Below are 17,463 nucleotides of genomic sequence, written 5' to 3' on the forward strand. Positions count from 1 at the left end.
CAGCAATGCGTCTACTTCTCCTCGGCCCCGATTCCCCGGAATGTGCGCGCGTTGTACAGGTCGGCGTAGGCCTTGTTCAGCCGAATCCTGGCCGATTGCGGATGCACGGGATTGAACACGGCGATATTGTCGAGACCGCCGGGAACCGCGGCGCTCGGCACGAGCAGGATCAGATGCTTGCCCGCTTTCAGCCAGGCGTCGCCCTTGCGCCGGGTCGTCTCCGGATACGGGTAGGCCGCCCAGTCGGGCGGTAGCGCTGTGCGCGCAAGGGTTTCCTGTGCAATCTCGTTGGGTAGCTGGTACACCCCCAGCCGGTAGTCGGCGGGAACCAGGCGCGGGGATGGCAGGTAGTTCGCCAGTTCCAGCAGCGCGGTGGCAGCCGAGCAGGCAAAGTAGAGCACGGGGTGGCCAGCGCTGTTCCAGCGGGCACCGTCCCGGTAGCTCGCGCCGCGGCCGCTGTAGTCTTCGAGGTAGCGCTCGGGACAGATGCGGTACAGCCGCATCAACTGAACTCGCCGAACTCGATCTTGCGCAGGACTTCACGCACCCATTGCCGACCCTCGAAGGTATCGAACAGGTCCAGCGGGCGCTCGCCTGCCAGGGCGGGGACAGGCGTGTTCAGCCAGGTCCCGGCGGTATCCAGACTCCCCCAGACACGCTCGGCTTCGGCAAACAGCCGGAGCGCGTCGAGCACTTCCTCGCTGGCCACCGGGTCGAGCGCCTTGCGCCGATAGAACCGGCTCAGGTTGGCTGAACTCGTGTGCAGCAGCCGCACGAACATCTCGCGATGGCCGAGCAACTGCACCGCCTGACGCACCACTTCTCCCGGGATCCCGGTCCGCACCAGCCGGATGTAGTCGGCCGGATCGCTGAAGGCCCGCTCCGGAATCGGCAACTGGTCGAGGAAAGCCTGGGCGTTGGAAGGTCCCATCACGGTCTCCAGAGGAAAGGATCGCCGTTGAGTATGAATCAATCCGACGTCTAAATCACATCCGAATGACGATCATGCCTTCGGCGATTGCCGCAACGCCGGGTGCCCGGTTGGTCAGCGAATCAGACCGGGTCGCGAGCGACTACGCCGGCTACGGTGAGCGGCTCGCAGACTTCATGCAGTCGCAGAAGCTCCTCCGCGCCTGCCGTGACACCTGATGGCGGATGGCGGTTCATGGGTTCGGCCAACGTCACGGCTTGCTGATTGCGTCGAGCAACTCCTTCAGCGCCGGTGGTTTGTTCCCCAGCATCCTGCCCAGCAGCCGGATCTGCTTGATCACCGAATCGCGCTCGCGATTCGAGGCAAGCCGAAACTCCTCCCGGTAGCGTTCAGCGAGATTCCTCCAAAGGGGCGCCTCGGCCGGCTCGTGCAGATTCTCGGCCAGCAGCCCACGGTAGAGATCGAGATGGATGCGGTCGGTGCGATCCCAGAAACGCTCCGGACCCTCGGCGCGGGGCGCCGATTCAAACTGGCGCCCAAGGCGGTCGAGTTCGTCCAATACGGAATCACGCGGCTGCAGCAGATCGACGACCTCTTTGGATCGCCCGCCGTGCTGGGCGAGAAAAAGCCACAGCCCGGCGGCATTCAGCAACGGGTAACCGCTGAATCGGCCACTGACCGAATACGCCAGTTCGACGGCTTCGCGATGACACGCGTAGGCACGGGCCAGCGGTTCCCGCACCTGCTTCGGAGCCACGCGGCGCTCGCGCCCGGAGCCGGGACTCTCGGAGTCGTCCTTCAACCAACGAACGATTCCGAGGTGTTTATGGGCACTGGCCTCGATCTGGATGCGTTCCGGGGTATCGGCGAATTTCCGGAGTTCCTGCGCCTGTTCGACAGCCTCACTGGCGTTCGACTCCGCGTCGGCGAAAACTGCCCCGCGCCGCTCGTCCGTGATGGGGCTCTCGTCCGCCACGGCTTCCGCTCCCGTTTCGCCGTCTCCCGTCCCGGGCCCGTGAATGTCACCATCGCAACCTGCGCTCATGGCCATCTGTTCGGCGAGCCGAGCCAACGCATTCGCCCGGCATTCCATGGCCCGCAGCGATGCGCCGGAGTCGTTGCACGCCAGTGCTGCTTTGCTCCAGTGAATCGCCTTGTCGAATGCCCCGAACTCGTACCAGGCCAGGGCGACGGCCGTGCAGGAAGCCCCGGTCTTCAGATGCGGATGATCCTCAACAGCTTTTTCGATCTCTTCGAGGCGCTCCTCTAGCCTTTCCCAGGACGCGCCTCTCGCCTGAAACAGATCGGCGCGGATGTTCGCGGCCTCGACCTCGACCTCTCGCGGGCTGTAGTAGTCCCGCTTGCCGCCAGACGCAGCATCATCGTGGCGCTCGACGAGGCGGAAGGACTGGTCGCCGTAGCACTGATACGCAGCCCAGGTGTCGGAATGTCGATACGCGTCGAAGGTGGCCCGGCGTGCCTTGAGCACAGCCTGCCCGAACGTCTCCCCGGATAGCATCTGTTCGTAGAACGTCCTGGCAAACAGTTCCGCCGCCGCATCGTCGACCTCCCACCCCGCCGCCACCACGCACCGGACCCCGGCACGGATGAACTGTGTCCCCAGATTGGCCGCCAGTTCGTTGCGCGGGCCGCCGGGCGGTGGTTCCCGGTTCGCCCCGAGATGGCAGCAATTGACGAAAACGATTTCAGGCATGCGGTCACGGGCCGCGATCTCCAGCGGACCCAGCACGCTGCGCTCGTTCAGTATCAGCCCGGTACTGCGGACTTCCTGGCCGCTGCGCGAGGTACCCATCGCGTGGTCGAGCACCCCATGGCCGGCCAGGTGCATGATCTGGTAATCGTCGACCGTCCAGGTGCGGATTACCTCACCGGCTGTGGCACGGATCAGCGGCCGGCCGGCATCGAAGCCGTGGCGTTCGAGCAGACCGGCCACCGCCTTCGCCTCCTGCTGCGCGCCGGGCAGCTCGGCGAACGAACCGCCGGCCTGGGTATCGCCGACCACCAGTGCCTTGCGGTTGCGCGCGGTTGGGACCGGTCCGTCGGACCGCTGGTAAAGCTGGCGCACCAGCCCGATCCGGCAGGCGAGCGGCTCGGTCTCGCGGCTGCGCCGATCGTTCAGCAACTCCCAGGGAAAGCGCGCGGTAGCATCGTCGACCAGCAGCACCATCCCGCCCTGCGCCTCGATCTGGGCCTTGAAGGCACGGGGAACCAACAGTTCGAACAGCGCGGTGGACAACCCCGAGTCGCTCCCGGTGTCGGCGGTCGCCTCGGCCAGCAAGCTGTCGAGCATTGCGCTCTGCACGGTATGCGACGTCACGTCGATCCCGGCGCGCTCGGTGAGCGGCGCAAAGTCCAGCACCTCCTGCCCGTTGTCGTCCTCGGTGACGGTGATCTGAATGCGCCGCCACCATGGGTCGGGGTCGGCACAAACGGTCCGTTGGCGGCCACCGGGCATCGGCTGGATCGAGAAGTCGAAGCTCAGCGGCCCTTCCAGGTATTTGCGCGCTCGGGCACAGGCATGGGCGGTGGCGATCGCCGCATCGTCCAGCATTTCGACAATATCGAGCTGCTGCACCAACGGTGCACCGAGCTCAGCCAACTGCCGGTTCGCGGAAACAACCGCCTCCAGCAAGGCATTCACCGCGGCTTCGCGCGGGATGCCGTCGGCGCCCGAGCCGATTACCAGCGACGCAAGCTTCAGCTCGCTATCATGCCGGCAATAGCGCTGACACTCGCCGTGCTGCCGCGCGAAGCGGATCAGCGCATGACGCAGGGTCCGCCGCAACAGCGGCGCGGTCAGCCCGCCCAGCGGACCCAGCCCGACGACCACCGCGCCGTCGGTGCGACCGTCGCCGGGCTTCGTCAGAATTTCCACCGAATTCAGCGGCCCCGGGTACAAACCCACCCGGTGCAACGCACGCAAGCGGCCATCCAGTTGCTGGTCCAGCACATCCTCAGAACCGGTGATGCCTTCGTGCTCGTAGTGCCCGACCATCACCGGTACGTCGGCGTACAGCAGATTCCCGTGTCGGATGCGCACATGGCACGGCGCCACGGTTTCCCGCTCGGCACCGGCGGTCCAGGCCGTTCCGTGCAGTGCGGCGGCCTCGAGTTCGTCTTCGGTGGGGAACAGAAACGGCGTCTCGATTTCTTCCTCCGAAACTCCGACCGCGTCCGCGGGAGCCCCGCGCGCCACTCTCCCCGGCAGCACCGCGGGTGGACGTTGCTGCAACAGGCCGGTGCTACCGGTCTCGACCAGTTCGCGGATCGCCGGAAAAGCACTGCCAACGCGCAGCAGGTCACCGTGCTTCACGCCCGGCAGGTACCAGCAGTGCCCGTCCTTCAGCCACTCCGGAATGCTGGCCCAGGTGGTCAGGCCATCGCCCTCAGAAGTCTGCGCAAAGGCGAGCCGCCCCCGCGAACCCTCGACGCCGTTGGGGGTCCTTTCATCCTGACCCGCGAGATAGATCACCCGGCTCGCATTAAGCGGCGGTGCCTCCACGTCCACCCGGCTGCGCACCGCGAAGGCCTGCTGCAGCGCGCTCTGCTCCGGCGATGTCCAGCGGTTGCGCTTCAGTGCATCCGCAATCACCGCCCAGCCGCGGTCGTCGAAGAAATTCGGTCGGCCGGCTTCGCCCGCCGGTGACGGCAGAGTTTCCAGCAGGCCCGGGTAATGGCGGAACTGATCCGCGAGTGCGTAGCGATTGCGTTTCAGGTCCACTGCCGCGAGCATGCGCAACAGCGGATGCCGCGCGGTCAACAACCGCACGGTGTCAAAGGTCCCCTGCAGCGGCGTGCCGGCCATGACCAGCCGCATGTCGTGTTCAACGCACAGACGGTCCCACAGGCCTTCGGTCTCGGTGGCAAGCCAGTGCAGCGCCACCCAGCCGCCCATCGAATGCGCGAGGATGCGCAGCGGCAGACCCTCGCGCCGCGCTGCCACCGACAGCGCACCGAGCGTCTCGGCGAGTCGCCGGCTGTTGTCGGCGAGCGAGAGGCGCCAGTCGTAGTCGAACGGCACCACCCGGTGGCCCCGGCTCTCCAGCTCCGCCTGCAGCGCGGCGTAGCGGCTCTTGAACCAGCCGGCCGGCTCCACCTCCCTCTCGGGCTTGGTAATGTCGAGCCGGTGCAGACGGCCCAACGCGATGTTCCCCAGATGCAGCCACACCCGGTCATCGTCCGCGCGCAGATGACTGCCCGGAAGGCCTGGCAGCATCACGGTGATGCAGTTTCGCGGCGCCGCGCGCTCGCCCCGGCTCTTGGTCTTCACCGGCTCGTCCGCGAGCGAGGTGAATTCGGGATGCGCGCGGTGCGTGCCCTCCAGCACCCGCAGGATCGCCTGGCAGGTCCGGTCGTTCGCGAAGTAGGAGAAGTGGTTGACCGGCTGGTCGCGGTCTCCACGATCGAGGAACCGCATTGGGTGCAACGCGCGGGGATGGCCGCCGACCATCGCGTCGGTTTCGACCACCCAGTCGTTGCCCTGCCAGTAGTAGAGATTGGTCAACGCGACCAGCAAGGTCTGGCGCAGCCCACCGCCCACGTCCGCGTTGCCGGCGATCACCGCGAGATCGCCATCGACGCTCAATTCCGGATCGTTGATGAACCGGGCCATGCCGCCATCCGGCACCATCGCCTTGATGCCCGGCAGCAGCCCGTCGTCGAAACGCTTTCGCGCAATCGCGATCAGCAGGCTCTTCAACCCGCCGATGAACGTACCCGCCTTCGGACCGAGGAACTTCGTGCCGACGAGCTGCACTCCCGAGAGCACCAGGCTCAGATACACGTCCAGCCGGCTCGCGGCCAGGGTGGTTCCACGCGCCGGGCAGCCGACCCGCGCGAACCGCTCCACCCGCGGGCGCTTCTCGGCGAGCAGACGGTTCAGCCGCTCCAACTCCTCGCGGATGCGCACGCGCGCCGCGACGGAATCGGTGTCCGCCGGGAAACTCCCGTCCTCGTTCCGGTACGCGGAAAGGTAGCGGTCGATATCCTCCTGCGTAACCGGCTCCGCCCGGTTCCCGATCCGCCCCCGGCAGAGCAATTCCCCGACCAGGCCGCCGCGCGAATGCGAGATCAGATGCAGCGGCTGGTCCGGCGCCAGGTGTTCCAGCACCGTGCAGGCATTCAGGATCGGGCTCTCGCTCAGACTGCAATGCTCCAGCGCGAACACGTTGCCGCCGTACAGGGCGTTCACCTTTTCCCGCCAGGCGTTCCACCGCTCCCGAGCCTTCCCGCCCCCCTTGCTGCTCTTCGCGCCCCAGAGCCCACTGAAACTCCCGAGCGTCGACGAGGCCGTGCCGTGCAGCAGAACCAGGATCGGGGTGTCGGAACGCGGAAACGCCCCCCGAACCGCATCGAACAACGGGGCCTCCGCGTTACCGGGGAATAAGCAGCGATAAAGGCCCGTGCGCCCCTCGAGCAACTGCCCCTCGATCTTCCGGATCCCCGTCAGCACCGCCTGCGTCGCTGCTGCATCCTTCAGTTCGTCCTTCCAGCGCACCCGCACGATCGACAGGCGCCTCAGCCACCGCCGAATCCCGCGCGAAGGCGCGCCGCCACGTGCCAGCGGGGTTTCGGAACCCAGCACCAGATCCCCATCCGCCTGCCCGGCAAGCTCCTGCAATCGCTCCACCGTCAGCCACAGCTCGCCGCCGTCGTCGAGCTCGACTCGCACGACATCGCCGGGGTCCAGGTCCCTGCTGACCACCTCCCCGCCAGCTCGCGCAGCACCGACCTCGAAGCTCTCGATCGAATCGATCTCGAACAGCCCCGCCGAGCACTCGTTGATGGATTCGCGTTCGGACTCGGAAGCCCGGTCGGAACGGGCCAGTCCACGACTCGCCCCAGGCTGCGTGGTAAAAGTCAGCGTGATGGTTGTTTGCAACATCGCATCCCCTCCCTGGTCTTGCTGCTGTGACACCTACCTTATAGCAGAGCCTCGGCAGCCTCCTCGTCATTCCAAGGCCAATACAGGGCACACGCTTGCCGGAGTCCCCGAGAAACGACCCGCCGGTCGTTTACTCAAGACTATCGGCGAAAAACCAGGCAACAGTCGTCTCGCGGTGCGACCGGGCTTTGCCATGGGGTGGAACGCAATTGGTGTCATTGACGGCTACGGGTAACATCTCGGAAGGAAGTTGCGAATTCGTGCGTTGCCAGCCTGCCGTAAACGGAACCCATGGCCAGGATCTACATCTCCTCAACGAAGCTCGACCTGCAAGCCGAACGCCAAGCCGCGATGGACTGGCTGACCGCTGCCGGCCACCAGCCGGTGCACAGCTACACGGCGGCCAGCGAGACTGTGCGGCATAGCTGCCTGGAGGACGTTTCCGAGTGCGATGTCGTCGTGCTGATCCTGGGGCACCGCTACGGATTTCGACCGGAGGACAACAACCCGGAGGGGCTGTCGATCACCCACCTGGAGTTTCGTCGCGCCCGTTCCGCAGGCATCCCGGTGGTCGCGCTGTTCCGTACCACCATCCACAATACCCAAGTCTCGGTTATTCAGGATCCGGAGCCGTTGGGGGCATTGGAGGATTTTCACCGAGAGGTTCGGCGTGCAGTTCGTCCGGCCGAGTTCGAGGACCTCACCGGTTTGCGCGATCATCTCAGGATGGGGGTGAACCGCGAGCTTGACAAGCAGAGCCGTCGCAACCGACTTTCGGCACCCGATCTGCGCGAGCGATTCCAGCGTGCTTCTCGGGATCTGCTTTCTTGGCCCACGACCCTGCCCCAAGACCGTTGGCTGGCTCGCCCCGAACTCGACGATCTGCTTCAACACATCGGGGAAGCAACTCATTCGGTGCACCTGCTGCTGGGTGAGCCGGGCTGCGGCAAGTCGGCACTGCTCGCGCGCCTCGGCGCTCTCCTCGAACAGCAATCGATTCCGGTGCTCGGTATCAAGGCGGACTATCTGCCGCAACAACTGGCCGACGACATGGCTCTCGCAGACTACCTGGAGTTGCCCGGCAGCCCCGCGGCTTGTGTGCGAGTCCTCGCACAGGAAGGACCGGTGGTGATGCTGCTCGACCAGCTTGATGCCCTGGCGGATCTGCTGGTGCAGCATTCCGATCGCCTGCGCGTGCCGCTGGAGCTGATTCGCGATCTCGCCGGAACCGAGAATGTGCATGTTCAAGTGGGGAAGCGCTGATTCATTCGTCATCGCGAGGAACGAAGCCTTTAGCCGCGAAGGATTCACCCCCATGCCTGCCCCGCATCTCCCCCAAGGGGAGCAGAGCGGGAACTGTTCCCCGACCAGCAATGGCTAACGACCTGCCCAGTGCCCCGTACCATACTGCCCCGCTTGGTTTTGGCAACGCTTGGTCTACTCTTGATACAGGGGTGACACGCGCGGATTCCCGAAAAGGGTTAGCGCCGCGGGGAACCGGACCCTGGGCGCGTCAACACAGGATCGCGGCTCCCGGACGATGAGGAGACGCAGGATGTACGGTAACCCCACCGACGAGGTGAAGGATTCGTTGCTATCCGTGGTCGATCGGCAGCGGCGGCTTTTCGCATCCCCTCTCGCGGCAAACCGGTGGCACGAAGCGGGACTCCGGTGAGCTACGTCGGTCCGCCTTTCTCGCACGACATCTTTGTCAGCTACAGCCATGGCGACGATGGCAACGGCCAATCCTATCTGCAACCCTGGTCGGTGGCTTTCGCCGCTGAGTTGGAGCGGGAACTCAAGGTCGATCGCAGGTACCGGGAACCGCTGCGGATCTTCCTCGACCAGCAGCACCGCCCGGGGCATGGCGTGGATCCCCTGGCGCCCCTCACCGATCAGCTACGCCGGGAAATCGAGGCCTCGGCCTTGCTGCTCGTATTGATGTCACCCGACTACCTGGCGTCCCCATGGTGCGAGGACGAAAGGGAATGGTGGTGCAAGCGCCAGACCGCCACGGGTTTGCCCATCGAGGGGCGCGTCGTCATCGTGCAGATCCTGCCCACCGAGGAGACGTGGCCCGATGTTTTTTCCGATCAGCGTGGACATCGGCTCAAGGGGTTCCGATTCCACACCAGTGGCAAGATTCCTGCCCGGCCGCTCGGCTGGTCCGTACTCCCCGGCCCCCGCCCCTTCGGCCAGGATTTCGACGAAGCGCTACTCGATATCGTCGGGCGTCTTCACCTCAAACTCGACGATATGCAGCGCGTGCTCGAGGAACAGCTCAAGGCTCGGGCCGGGGCGGAACGACTGGCTCACACCGATGGACAGGTGTTGTACCTGCATGGCCGCGTCGACCAGGCCCGCAGATGGGAGGACACAGCGATCGCGCTGACGCAGGAGGGATTCGCGATTGTGCCCGGTGAACCTGACACCGTTGAAAAAGATCCCGTGAAGCGCCAGGAGGCCCGCGAACGCCGCGTGGAGATCATGGCTGAGAGCGATGCTGTGTTGCTTCTGGGTACCGACGACGCCCGCGCCGTCGACACCGATCTCATCGTGATCGGCAAGCATGACCGGCAATCGGCGCGCGCGCGTTCCAGCCGTCCCCTCCCCTGCGGCCTTCTGAACACCGTCGGAGATGGCATCGTGACACCGGTGCGTCGGGCCACCGCACGCAATGTCCAGGCCGATTGGCTGGATGCAACCGACGACCCCTGGACGCCTGCCGTCCGACAGTGGCTTGCTGGCCACAGTGCACAACTGAGACACGACGAATGAGTGGCCGTACCACGGAGCCGGCGGGTACCCCCTTCGGTTCCGACCGCCCCCCGCGCCCTTATCCCGGGTTAAGACCGTTCGAGAAACACGAGTGGCTGATTTTCTTCGGTCGTGAGCGCATGGTCGATGCGGTCGTGAACCGCCTGATCCACAATCGCTTCGTCGTCGTGCACGGGGATTCGGGCTGCGGGAAGAGTTCCCTGATCCGCGCCGGTGTCCTCCCCTGGCTGGAGCAGGACAGTGCCCGCGGAGGTGCTGTCTGGCACGTCGGCATCATGCTCCCGGGTCACGCGCCCTTGTGGAACCTCGCCAAGGTCCTGGCGGCGACCCCTGACACCCCGAATTCGGGCGATGATTTCGAGGAACGGGTCGTCGCGATCCGGAGAATGCTGAATTTTGGGGCCGGCGCCGTGGCGGATCTCGCGGAGTTCCTGGGAGCGGATGCCGATCGCCCCTTCTGCTTGTTGGTCGACCAGTTCGAGGAGTTGTTCGAACACGCCCGTCGCCATGGTGACGAGCAGGCCCGTTTGCTCGCGGATCTGCTGGTGGGCCTGGCACAGAACCCACCGGCCGGTTTCTACACGGTTCTCACAATGCGCTCGGAATTCCTGGGTGCCTGCGCGCGATACCGTGGCCTTGCGGAAACGGTCAATGCCAACCAGTACCTGTTACCACGGATGGAACACGCGGACCTGTTGCGCGCGATCCGCGAGCCGGCAAAGCTCTACTCAGGCTGGGTGAGCCGGGAATTGGCGAATCGCCTCATCGCCGATTCCGGAGGCGATCAGGACCAACTGCCTTTGATCCAGCACGGGCTGATGCGCCTGCATCAGAGGTTTGTCAGCACAGACAGGCCCGCACCCGCCGACCCGCAGCCGGAACTCGATGGGGCTGAATCAACCTCTCCTCGCTGGCGTCTGGAGAGCGAGCACTACCAGGGGAAGCACGGCCTCAATGGCCTCCTGTCGGATCACGCCGACGAGGTCATGGCGGTTGCGCAGGAGACTTGCATCCGTGGCGGCGATTCACCTCGCCTGATCGAAGATCTGTTTCGAGCGCTCACGGAAATCAACGCCGATGGCCACGCCATCCGGCGGCCCTGCAGTCTGTCCGAGCTACTCGCCGTGACAGGAGCGACGGAGGGCACGCTCCGCTGCGTACTCGAAGCCTTTCGCAAGGATGGCGTATCGTTCCTGAGGCCCTACGGTGAAGCTCCCCTGGAGGCCCAGGATCGGATTGATATCAGCCACGAGGCGCTGATCCGGTGTTGGCAACGAATCGCCGATCCCGAGAAGGGCTGGCTGATCCGGGAGTTCCGCAGTGGGTTGATCTGGCGTGCCCTGCTGGTTCAGGCCGACAGCTTCGAACGCGACCGCGCGAATCTCCTTGGCCCAGGTACCACCGAGGAGCGTGCGGCGTGGCTTGAACGTCGCAACCCCGCCTGGGCACAGCGCTACGGCGGCGGCTGGGAGCGGGTACAAAAGCTTCTGGCTGCAAGCATGCGCGAAAGCAAGCGTATCCAAGCCGTCGAACGCAGCCGGCGAAGATTGCAGAACGTCACCGCCGCTCTGATCATCCTTCCCGTCATTATGGGATTGCTGGGCTGGGGGTGGTGGCAGCAATCACAAGTACAGCAGGCCTCCTCGGAGGCGGAGGGTTTTCAACGCGAACTGGCACGTGAGCGGTTGTGGCAAGGCGAACCGGGAACGTATCCGTTCAGCCCCCCCTGGAGAAAGCTGCGATGACTTGACGGTATAGCGCGTCGCGGCTATGGTGGTCTCCATGATCACGGGGATGGGAGGCGTGCGATGGGCGGCTATTTCGGTTCGAAGGCGACGGTCGGGTTGTGCCAATCGATCATTGCCTTGATGCCGCCGCACGACACCTACATCGAAACCCATCTCGGTGGTGGGGCGATCATGCAGCGCAAGCCGGCGGCGTTGCGCAATATTGGCATCGACCTGGACCCGCAAGCACTGCGGGAGTTTGCGGGCCCCTATCCGATCGAGAAGGTGAACGCCTGCGCGCATGCGTTTCTGGCCGGGTTCGATTTCCAGGGCCGGGAATTGGTCTACAGTGATCCGCCGTATCTGCATGCCACCCGCACCTCGCGGCGGCGCTATCGATTTGAATACCAGGAGGCCGACCATCTCGAGCTGCTTGCGCTGCTCCAGTCGCTCCCCTGTTCGGTCATCCTGTCGGGCTACCCCTCGGCGCTGTACGACGAGCATCTGACGGGTTGGCGGAGCCTGGAAGTGCAGGTGATGATCCAGGGTCGGGTGCGCACCGAGAAACTCTGGTTCAACTTCACGCCCGATCGGGTGCATTGGCCGCGCTATGCGGGCAAGAACTTCACCGACCGGCAACGGATCAAGCGCAAGGCCGCGAGCTGGGGCGAGCGCTACCGGGCCATGCCCGCGGCGGAGCGCCTGGCGGTGCTCTCGGCCCTGATGGCGGTTGAGGCCGAGGATTGAGGTGGGTCGCGGAGGATGCGCCTGAGCCCACACGATCTTCGGCAGATCGACGAGGCGTTCATCGCGGCCCTGAGCGAAGCCGCGCTGCGCGTGCTTGCGGTGAATCTGCTGGTGGATTTGAAAGAGGCGCATGATCGCCTGGGGCAAAACCCGGCCAACAGTTCCCGGCCATCGAGCAGCCAGCCCCCTTGGGAAGCCGCCAGCGCAGCAGAGACGGAGGACCCAACCGAAGATCCGACGGCACCCGCGTCAGAACCCCGTCATCTGCGGCGACCACGCCCGCCTCCGACAAGAACAAGGCGCCCGCCGGCAAACCCGGCAAGCGCCCGGCGCACCCGGTTGCGGCCGTCTGGTCACGTTGCCGGTGCAGGAGGAGATCCTGCACAGCCCCGATCGCTGCCGATGCTGCGGCACGCCCTTTCCCGCGGATGCTCCGACCAAGGGCTACAATGGTCGCTATGCACTCGATGTGGTCGCCCCCACTTCGGGTTCCCCAGGCCTTGAAGTCCGTCACACCAAGCACGTCTATCTGCAACGGCAATGTTCCTGCGGCCATTGGACGCATGCGGAACCGGGACGCTGTGCAGAGAATACGGACTGGCAGGTCGAACTGACCGAATGGCACCTGGCCGGTCCGATGCTGGTGGCGCTGATCTGCGCCTTGTCGCTGCGCCAGCGCGTTTCGCGCCGGGGTGTCCAGGAGTTTCTGGCCGATTGGCTGGGCGTATCCCTGAGCATCGCGGCGATCCACCAATGCCTGCACGAAGCCGGTCGCGCGGTCGCGCCGGTGATCGAGCGCGATATCGTGCCGTTGATTCGCGAGGCCGAACTGCTGCATGTCGACGAAACCGGCTGGAAAGAGGGAAACCAGCTCTTGTGGCTGTGGGTCTTTACCTGCACCACCGCCACCCTGTTTGCCATCGGCAGGCGTTCCCGCAGGATGCTGCACAAGATCCTGGGCGAAGCGTTCGTTGGCTGGTTGATGAGCGATGGCTTCTGGGCCTATCGCGATTACGATCGCCGCTTGCGCTGCCTGGCGCATCTCATCCGCAAGGCCCATGGGCTGGACCAGAGCCTCGACCCACTGGCGCGACCGTTTGGTGCCGCCACCCTGGCCCTGTTCGAGGACCTGCTCCAGCAAGTCTACCAGGCCCGGGAAGGACCACAGCCTCCGGCCGATCTGTACCAGAAAAACCGCGGCAAGCTCGACGCCTTCAACGACCTATGCGTGGATCACTGGGACTGTGCGCACGAAAAGACGCGGCAACTGGCGCGCGAGTTCACCCATGACTGGGAGGCGATCTGGGCCGTTCTGGAGTTTCCGCGGTTGCCCATCACGAACAATTGGGCCGAACAGGCCTTGCGGCACTGGGTGATCAGCCGTCGCATCAGCCAGGGCACCCGGACCGAGCAGGGTTCTTTGGCCTTCGCGCTCCTCGTCAGCGTGATCGAAACCTGCCGCAAGCGCGGGGTCTCGCCCTGGCCCTACCTGGCTCAGGTGGTCCAGCAGCGGCGCAAAGGCGAGCCGGCCCCCGTTCTGCCTGAACCCGCCCCGGCACCATGACCTTTCGCCGCATGCGGTTGTAATACCAGCACTCAAGCCTGGGGGAGTGAACGCATACCCGGGAACGAGACCGTATACTTCCCCCGGCCACGAGGAGAGGATACTACTTCCTCGGGATACAGCTTCAGATCAGGCTAATGCCTTAGAGATTCCCGCGCAGGCTGCAGAAGATTTTCCGCTGCGGGTATTCGTTCATATCGCCGAGGATGCGCAACGCGTACCTGCTCAGGGACTCGAACGGCAACTCGAAGAACGGGGCTTGAAGGATGGTTCACGCATCCAAGCACCGGGAATTGAATTAGTGAACGCCGCGCCGCGGCGCAGTGAACTGCGGTGCTTCCGGGCTGAGGAATGCGGCAACGAGGGCGATCAGCTGCTGGCGATCACCAACGAGATTCTTGCCGAACCGCAGCTCCGGCTCAACGATCTGAGCCGCCGCTACGGCGACTCCACCGCGATCCGCCCGCGACATTTCGAGATCTGGTTCGCTGCGGGCGACGCCATCCAGTTGCGCTCTGAATGACTGGCATCAAAAAAGGAAACCCACCAGGAGGTGCAATCATGTCCAAGATTCCCAAGACCTGGATGCCCAAAGTGCAGATGCGCCGCATCGTCTGTCACTGGACAGCCGGCACCTACCAAGCCTCCGCTCTTGATCGCAAGCACTACCACATCCTGGTTGAGGGTGACGGGAACCTGGTACGGGGCAAACACAGCATCGCAGACAACCAGTCCACTACCGATGGGAAATACGCCGCGCATACCGCGCGGCTCAACACCGGATCGATCGGCCTGACGGTTTGCTGTATGGCGGGGGCGCGGGAACGCCCGTTCGATCCGGGACGATTTCCAATGACCGAACGGCAGTGGCGCACCATGGCTCAGGCCGCGGCAGATCTCTGCGTGGCCTACGAGATTCCCGTCACGTCACGCACGGTGCTCGGCCATGGTGAGGTCCAGCGCAATCTCGGTGTGGCACAGTCGGGAAAGTGGGACCCCATGGTCCTGCCCTGGGAACCACGGCTGCCCACCGAACAGGTGGGCGAACGCTTTCGCGAGCTGGTACGCGCTTTCATCGACGGGGTCGTCCCGGACGAATCGCTGGGTGCGGATCTGGATGCAAAAATACTGGGTGTGGCATTGAAGGGCTCGCTTCATGCTGACGAAGAGGCGTTCCTGAAGGTGGAAAGCCTGGTCCAGGATGTAGGCTGGCAACTCCTCAACGCCTCCCGCGACACTCTGGCCCTGCTGCCTTCCGGTCACACGATGCCGCTGTTCTTGAACGGCGTGTTTCTCGATGGCGAGACGGTGGTCCCGGACGAGGCGACCGAGAGCGAGGTGGCCGAATTGATGATGTCCCACGGCTATGTGCGAGCAGCCGCGGCAGCGGCTGCTCTGGAGTTGCCGCTTGTGTTCGACCTGGAGAAGAATCGGATCGAGATCGGCGATAAGCCGCCCCGGCGCTCGACCAAGCCTCCGGAGCACCGCCGCTGGGTCGTGGAGCCTGGGGATACGCTCTACGCTCTTGCCGCCCGTCACTTGGGCAACGGAGCCCGCTGGCACGAGTTGCTTCAATCCGATGGTCAGCCTTTCGACGAGGCCAGTGCGCGCCTCCTCGCGCCAGGCGACGTGGTGCTGATCCCGGGCCTCGCCGGAGCGGCGGTATCCGAGGAGCTCGCGCCCCCCTCCATTGAAGCCTTGCCAGTCCCCGAGGAGCTAACATGGCTGGACGGTTCCACGATTCATGCCTTGGCGGCAGCTTGCGTCGGCAGTGTGGACGCAGGACTTCGCAGATTCGCTGAAGAGTCCATCCCCGTGATCCTGGCCGAGTGCCTGGCCAGCGGAGTGAATACGCGAACACAGATTGCCTACGTGCTGGCGACCTCTGAGCACGAATCGCAGTGCGGGAAGTTCATGGTTGAGATCTGGGGACCCACTCCTGATCAAAAGCGCTACGAGGGACGTAAGGATCTCGACAATACACAGAAAGGGGACGGCTTCCGCTTTCGTGGGAGGGGCTATGTGCAGATCACCGGCCGACACAACTACAGGTTCTGGTCGAAAAGGCTGGGAATCGACCTACTCTCCAGGCCAGACCTCACCTACCAGGATCCAAGCATCGCGGCCCGCATTCTGGTCCAGGGCATGCGCGACGGGACTTTCAGGCCGGCGCACAAGCTGCCGAGGTACGTCAACGACGACGTCGCGGACTTCTACAATGCTCGCGAAGTGATCAACGGCGACAAGGCCCGCGTGGACTCCGGGCACACCGACGATCGCGGCACCCGAATCGCGCGTATTGCCGAGCGCTACCTTTCCAGCATGAGCTGATCCTATGGCCCATCGTCGCTTGAGCAGATGCTCCACGCTGCCTTACACCACCCCACTCTGACCGAGAAACCGCATCATGCCCGCCGCTCAGCTTCCCCTCTGCTTCGTCCTGATGCCCTTCGGCAAGAAACCTACGGTCGGCGGCACCGTGGTGGACTTCGATGCCATCTACCGCGGTCTGATCGCGCCCGCGATCGAGCAGGCCGGGCTTGACCCGCTACGCGCGGACGAGGAAATGACCGGGGGCATCATCCACAAGCCGATGTTCGAGCGGCTGATTCTGTGCGAGTACGCGGTGGCGGACCTGACCACCGCCAACGCGAACGTGTTCTACGAGCTGGGTCTGCGGCACGCGGTGCGCCCGGCGAGCACGGTGACTCTCTATGCCGAGGACACCGGGCAACTCCCGTTCGACGTCGCTCCGCTGCGCGCGATCCCCTACCGGCTGGGTCCCGACGGCATCCCGGTCGATACGGCGGTAATCCGTGAGGCACTGACTGAGCGGCTGCGCGAGGCCCGCCACGGGGCAACCGACAGCCCGGTGTTTCAACTGGTCGAGGGCTTCCCCGACATCCAGCGGCTCAAGACCGACGTATTCCGGGAGCGGGTGGCCTATTCCGAGTCGCTGAAGCAACGCCTGGCCGCCGCGCGCAACGAAGGCGTCGAAGCCGTACGTGGCGTGGAGAACCAACTCGGCGCTCTCGCCGATGTCGAGTCGGGGGTGGTGATCGACCTGTTTCTGTCGTATCGGGCGGTGAAGGCCTGGGAGGACATGATCGCGCTGGTGCCGAAGATGGCGCCGCCACTGGCCGCCACCGTGCTCGTTCAGGAACAGCTTGGACTGGCGCTCAACCGCGCTGGTCGCGGCGACGAGGCCGAGCGCGTGCTGCTCGACCTGATCACCCGGCGCGGGCCCAGCAGCGAGACCTACGGCATCCTCGGACGCGTGTACAAGGATCGCTGGGAACGGGCACTGAAGGACGGCGATACCCTGCTCGCGCGGGGTCAGCTCAACCAGGCGATCGAGGCCTACCTGAAGGGTTTCGAGACCGACTGGCGGGATGCCTACCCGGGGGTCAACGCGGTCACGCTGATGGAGCTGCGCGAGTCGCCGGATCCGCGCCGCGAGCGTTTGCTCCCGGTCGTCGCCTATGCCGTCGAGCGGCGCATCGCCGCGGGCAAACCCGACTACTGGGATCACGCCACCCGGCTCGAACTCGCCGTGCTGGCCAAGGACGAGGACGCGGCGCAGGCCGCGCTCGCGGATGCGCTCGCCGCGATTCGGGAGCCCTGGGAGCCGGAAACCACCGCCCGCAACCTCCGGCTGATCCGCGAGGCACGCCTGCGCCGGGGCGAGAGCCCGTCCTGGACCGAGGAGATCGAGCGGGTACTGGGCCGCAGAACATGAACAGGGGGAACGGGAACATGGACGAGTCCATCAAGCAAGCCAGAACCCTACTGCAGGGGGAACAGCCATCAC

12 protein-coding genes are annotated in these 17,463 nt (G+C 65.0%); 9 read left to right on the plus strand and 3 right to left on the minus strand.

Annotation, left to right across the window (positions count from 1 at the left end; translation table 11 throughout):
* Positions 1–11: 11 nt before the first annotated feature.
* On the minus strand, positions 12–503 hold the full coding sequence (locus TVNIR_RS08125; RefSeq protein ID WP_015258518.1) for an RES family NAD+ phosphorylase: 492 nt from the start codon (positions 501–503) through the stop codon (positions 12–14).
* Complete coding sequence (locus TVNIR_RS08130) at positions 503–931, minus strand: antitoxin Xre/MbcA/ParS toxin-binding domain-containing protein (protein WP_015258519.1); 429 nt, start codon at positions 929–931, stop codon at positions 503–505. Before TVNIR_RS08130 ends, TVNIR_RS08125 begins: the two co-directional genes overlap by 1 nt.
* 74 nt (positions 932–1,005) lie before the next feature.
* On the opposite strand from TVNIR_RS08130, the gene TVNIR_RS19760 reads away from it, so the two are divergent.
* On the plus strand, positions 1,006–1,149 hold the full coding sequence (locus tag TVNIR_RS19760) for a hypothetical protein (RefSeq protein WP_157092224.1): 144 nt from the start codon (positions 1,006–1,008) through the stop codon (positions 1,147–1,149).
* Between the two features lie 32 nt (positions 1,150–1,181).
* Here TVNIR_RS19760 and TVNIR_RS08135 read toward each other — a convergent pair whose 3' ends face one another.
* The gene (locus TVNIR_RS08135; RefSeq protein WP_083499407.1) at positions 1,182–6,836 is read right to left on the minus strand and encodes a CHAT domain-containing protein; all 5,655 of its coding nucleotides are present in this window, start codon (positions 6,834–6,836) and stop codon (positions 1,182–1,184) included.
* 291 nt (positions 6,837–7,127) lie between these two features.
* On the opposite strand from TVNIR_RS08135, the gene TVNIR_RS08140 reads away from it, so the two are divergent.
* The 8 genes from TVNIR_RS08140 to TVNIR_RS08175 all read left to right on the plus strand — a co-directional run bounded on the left by TVNIR_RS08140 (position 7,128) and on the right by TVNIR_RS08175 (position 17,391).
* Complete coding sequence (locus TVNIR_RS08140) at positions 7,128–8,099, plus strand: DUF4062 domain-containing protein (RefSeq protein ID WP_083499408.1); 972 nt, start codon at positions 7,128–7,130, stop codon at positions 8,097–8,099.
* A gap of 408 nt (positions 8,100–8,507) precedes the next feature.
* Complete coding sequence (locus TVNIR_RS08145) at positions 8,508–9,614, plus strand: toll/interleukin-1 receptor domain-containing protein (RefSeq protein WP_015258524.1); 1,107 nt, start codon at positions 8,508–8,510, stop codon at positions 9,612–9,614.
* Positions 9,611–11,359 carry an ATP-binding protein gene (locus TVNIR_RS08150; RefSeq protein WP_211263158.1) on the plus strand — a complete coding sequence of 583 codons (1,749 nt, stop codon included), beginning with the start codon at positions 9,611–9,613 and terminating at the stop codon, positions 11,357–11,359. The genes TVNIR_RS08145 and TVNIR_RS08150 overlap by 4 nt, the downstream gene beginning before the upstream one ends.
* 63 nt (positions 11,360–11,422) lie before the next feature.
* The gene (locus TVNIR_RS08155; protein WP_015258526.1) at positions 11,423–12,088 is read left to right on the plus strand and encodes a DNA adenine methylase; all 666 of its coding nucleotides are present in this window, start codon (positions 11,423–11,425) and stop codon (positions 12,086–12,088) included.
* A gap of 364 nt (positions 12,089–12,452) precedes the next feature.
* Positions 12,453–13,652, plus strand: coding sequence for an IS66 family transposase (gene tnpC, locus TVNIR_RS08160; protein WP_052316629.1), 1,200 nt, complete (start codon positions 12,453–12,455; stop codon positions 13,650–13,652).
* A 301-nt stretch (positions 13,653–13,953) separates the two neighbouring features.
* Positions 13,954–14,175, plus strand: coding sequence for a hypothetical protein (locus TVNIR_RS20200; protein WP_015258528.1), 222 nt, complete (start codon positions 13,954–13,956; stop codon positions 14,173–14,175).
* A gap of 38 nt (positions 14,176–14,213) precedes the next feature.
* Positions 14,214–15,983 carry an N-acetylmuramoyl-L-alanine amidase gene (locus TVNIR_RS08170; protein ID WP_015258529.1) on the plus strand — a complete coding sequence of 590 codons (1,770 nt, stop codon included), beginning with the start codon at positions 14,214–14,216 and terminating at the stop codon, positions 15,981–15,983.
* A 76-nt stretch (positions 15,984–16,059) separates the two neighbouring features.
* Positions 16,060–17,391 carry a TRAFs-binding domain-containing protein gene (locus TVNIR_RS08175; RefSeq protein WP_015258530.1) on the plus strand — a complete coding sequence of 444 codons (1,332 nt, stop codon included), beginning with the start codon at positions 16,060–16,062 and terminating at the stop codon, positions 17,389–17,391.
* Positions 17,392–17,463 lie beyond the last annotated feature (72 nt).

The sequence above is a fragment of the Thioalkalivibrio nitratireducens DSM 14787 genome (assembly GCF_000321415.2).
GTDB lineage: Bacteria > Pseudomonadota > Gammaproteobacteria > Ectothiorhodospirales > Ectothiorhodospiraceae > Thioalkalivibrio > Thioalkalivibrio nitratireducens.

Bases quoted from the DNA above. Each gene is read 5' to 3' on its own strand.
- TVNIR_RS08140 (WP_083499408.1), top strand. From the start codon at position 7,128: ATGGCCAGGATCTACATCTCCTCAACGAAGCTCGACCTGCAAGCCGAA.
- TVNIR_RS08175 (WP_015258530.1), top strand. From the start codon at position 16,060: ATGCCCGCCGCTCAGCTTCCCCTCTGCTTCGTCCTGATGCCCTTCGGC.
- TVNIR_RS08155 (WP_015258526.1), top strand. From the start codon at position 11,423: ATGGGCGGCTATTTCGGTTCGAAGGCGACGGTCGGGTTGTGCCAATCG.
- TVNIR_RS08150 (WP_211263158.1), top strand. From the start codon at position 9,611: ATGAGTGGCCGTACCACGGAGCCGGCGGGTACCCCCTTCGGTTCCGAC.
- TVNIR_RS08125 (WP_015258518.1), bottom strand. From the start codon at position 503: ATGCGGCTGTACCGCATCTGTCCCGAGCGCTACCTCGAAGACTACAGC.
- TVNIR_RS08135 (WP_083499407.1), bottom strand. From the start codon at position 6,836: ATGTTGCAAACAACCATCACGCTGACTTTTACCACGCAGCCTGGGGCG.
- TVNIR_RS19760 (WP_157092224.1), top strand. From the start codon at position 1,006: ATGCCTTCGGCGATTGCCGCAACGCCGGGTGCCCGGTTGGTCAGCGAA.
- TVNIR_RS08130 (WP_015258519.1), bottom strand. From the start codon at position 931: ATGGGACCTTCCAACGCCCAGGCTTTCCTCGACCAGTTGCCGATTCCG.
- TVNIR_RS08170 (WP_015258529.1), top strand. From the start codon at position 14,214: ATGTCCAAGATTCCCAAGACCTGGATGCCCAAAGTGCAGATGCGCCGC.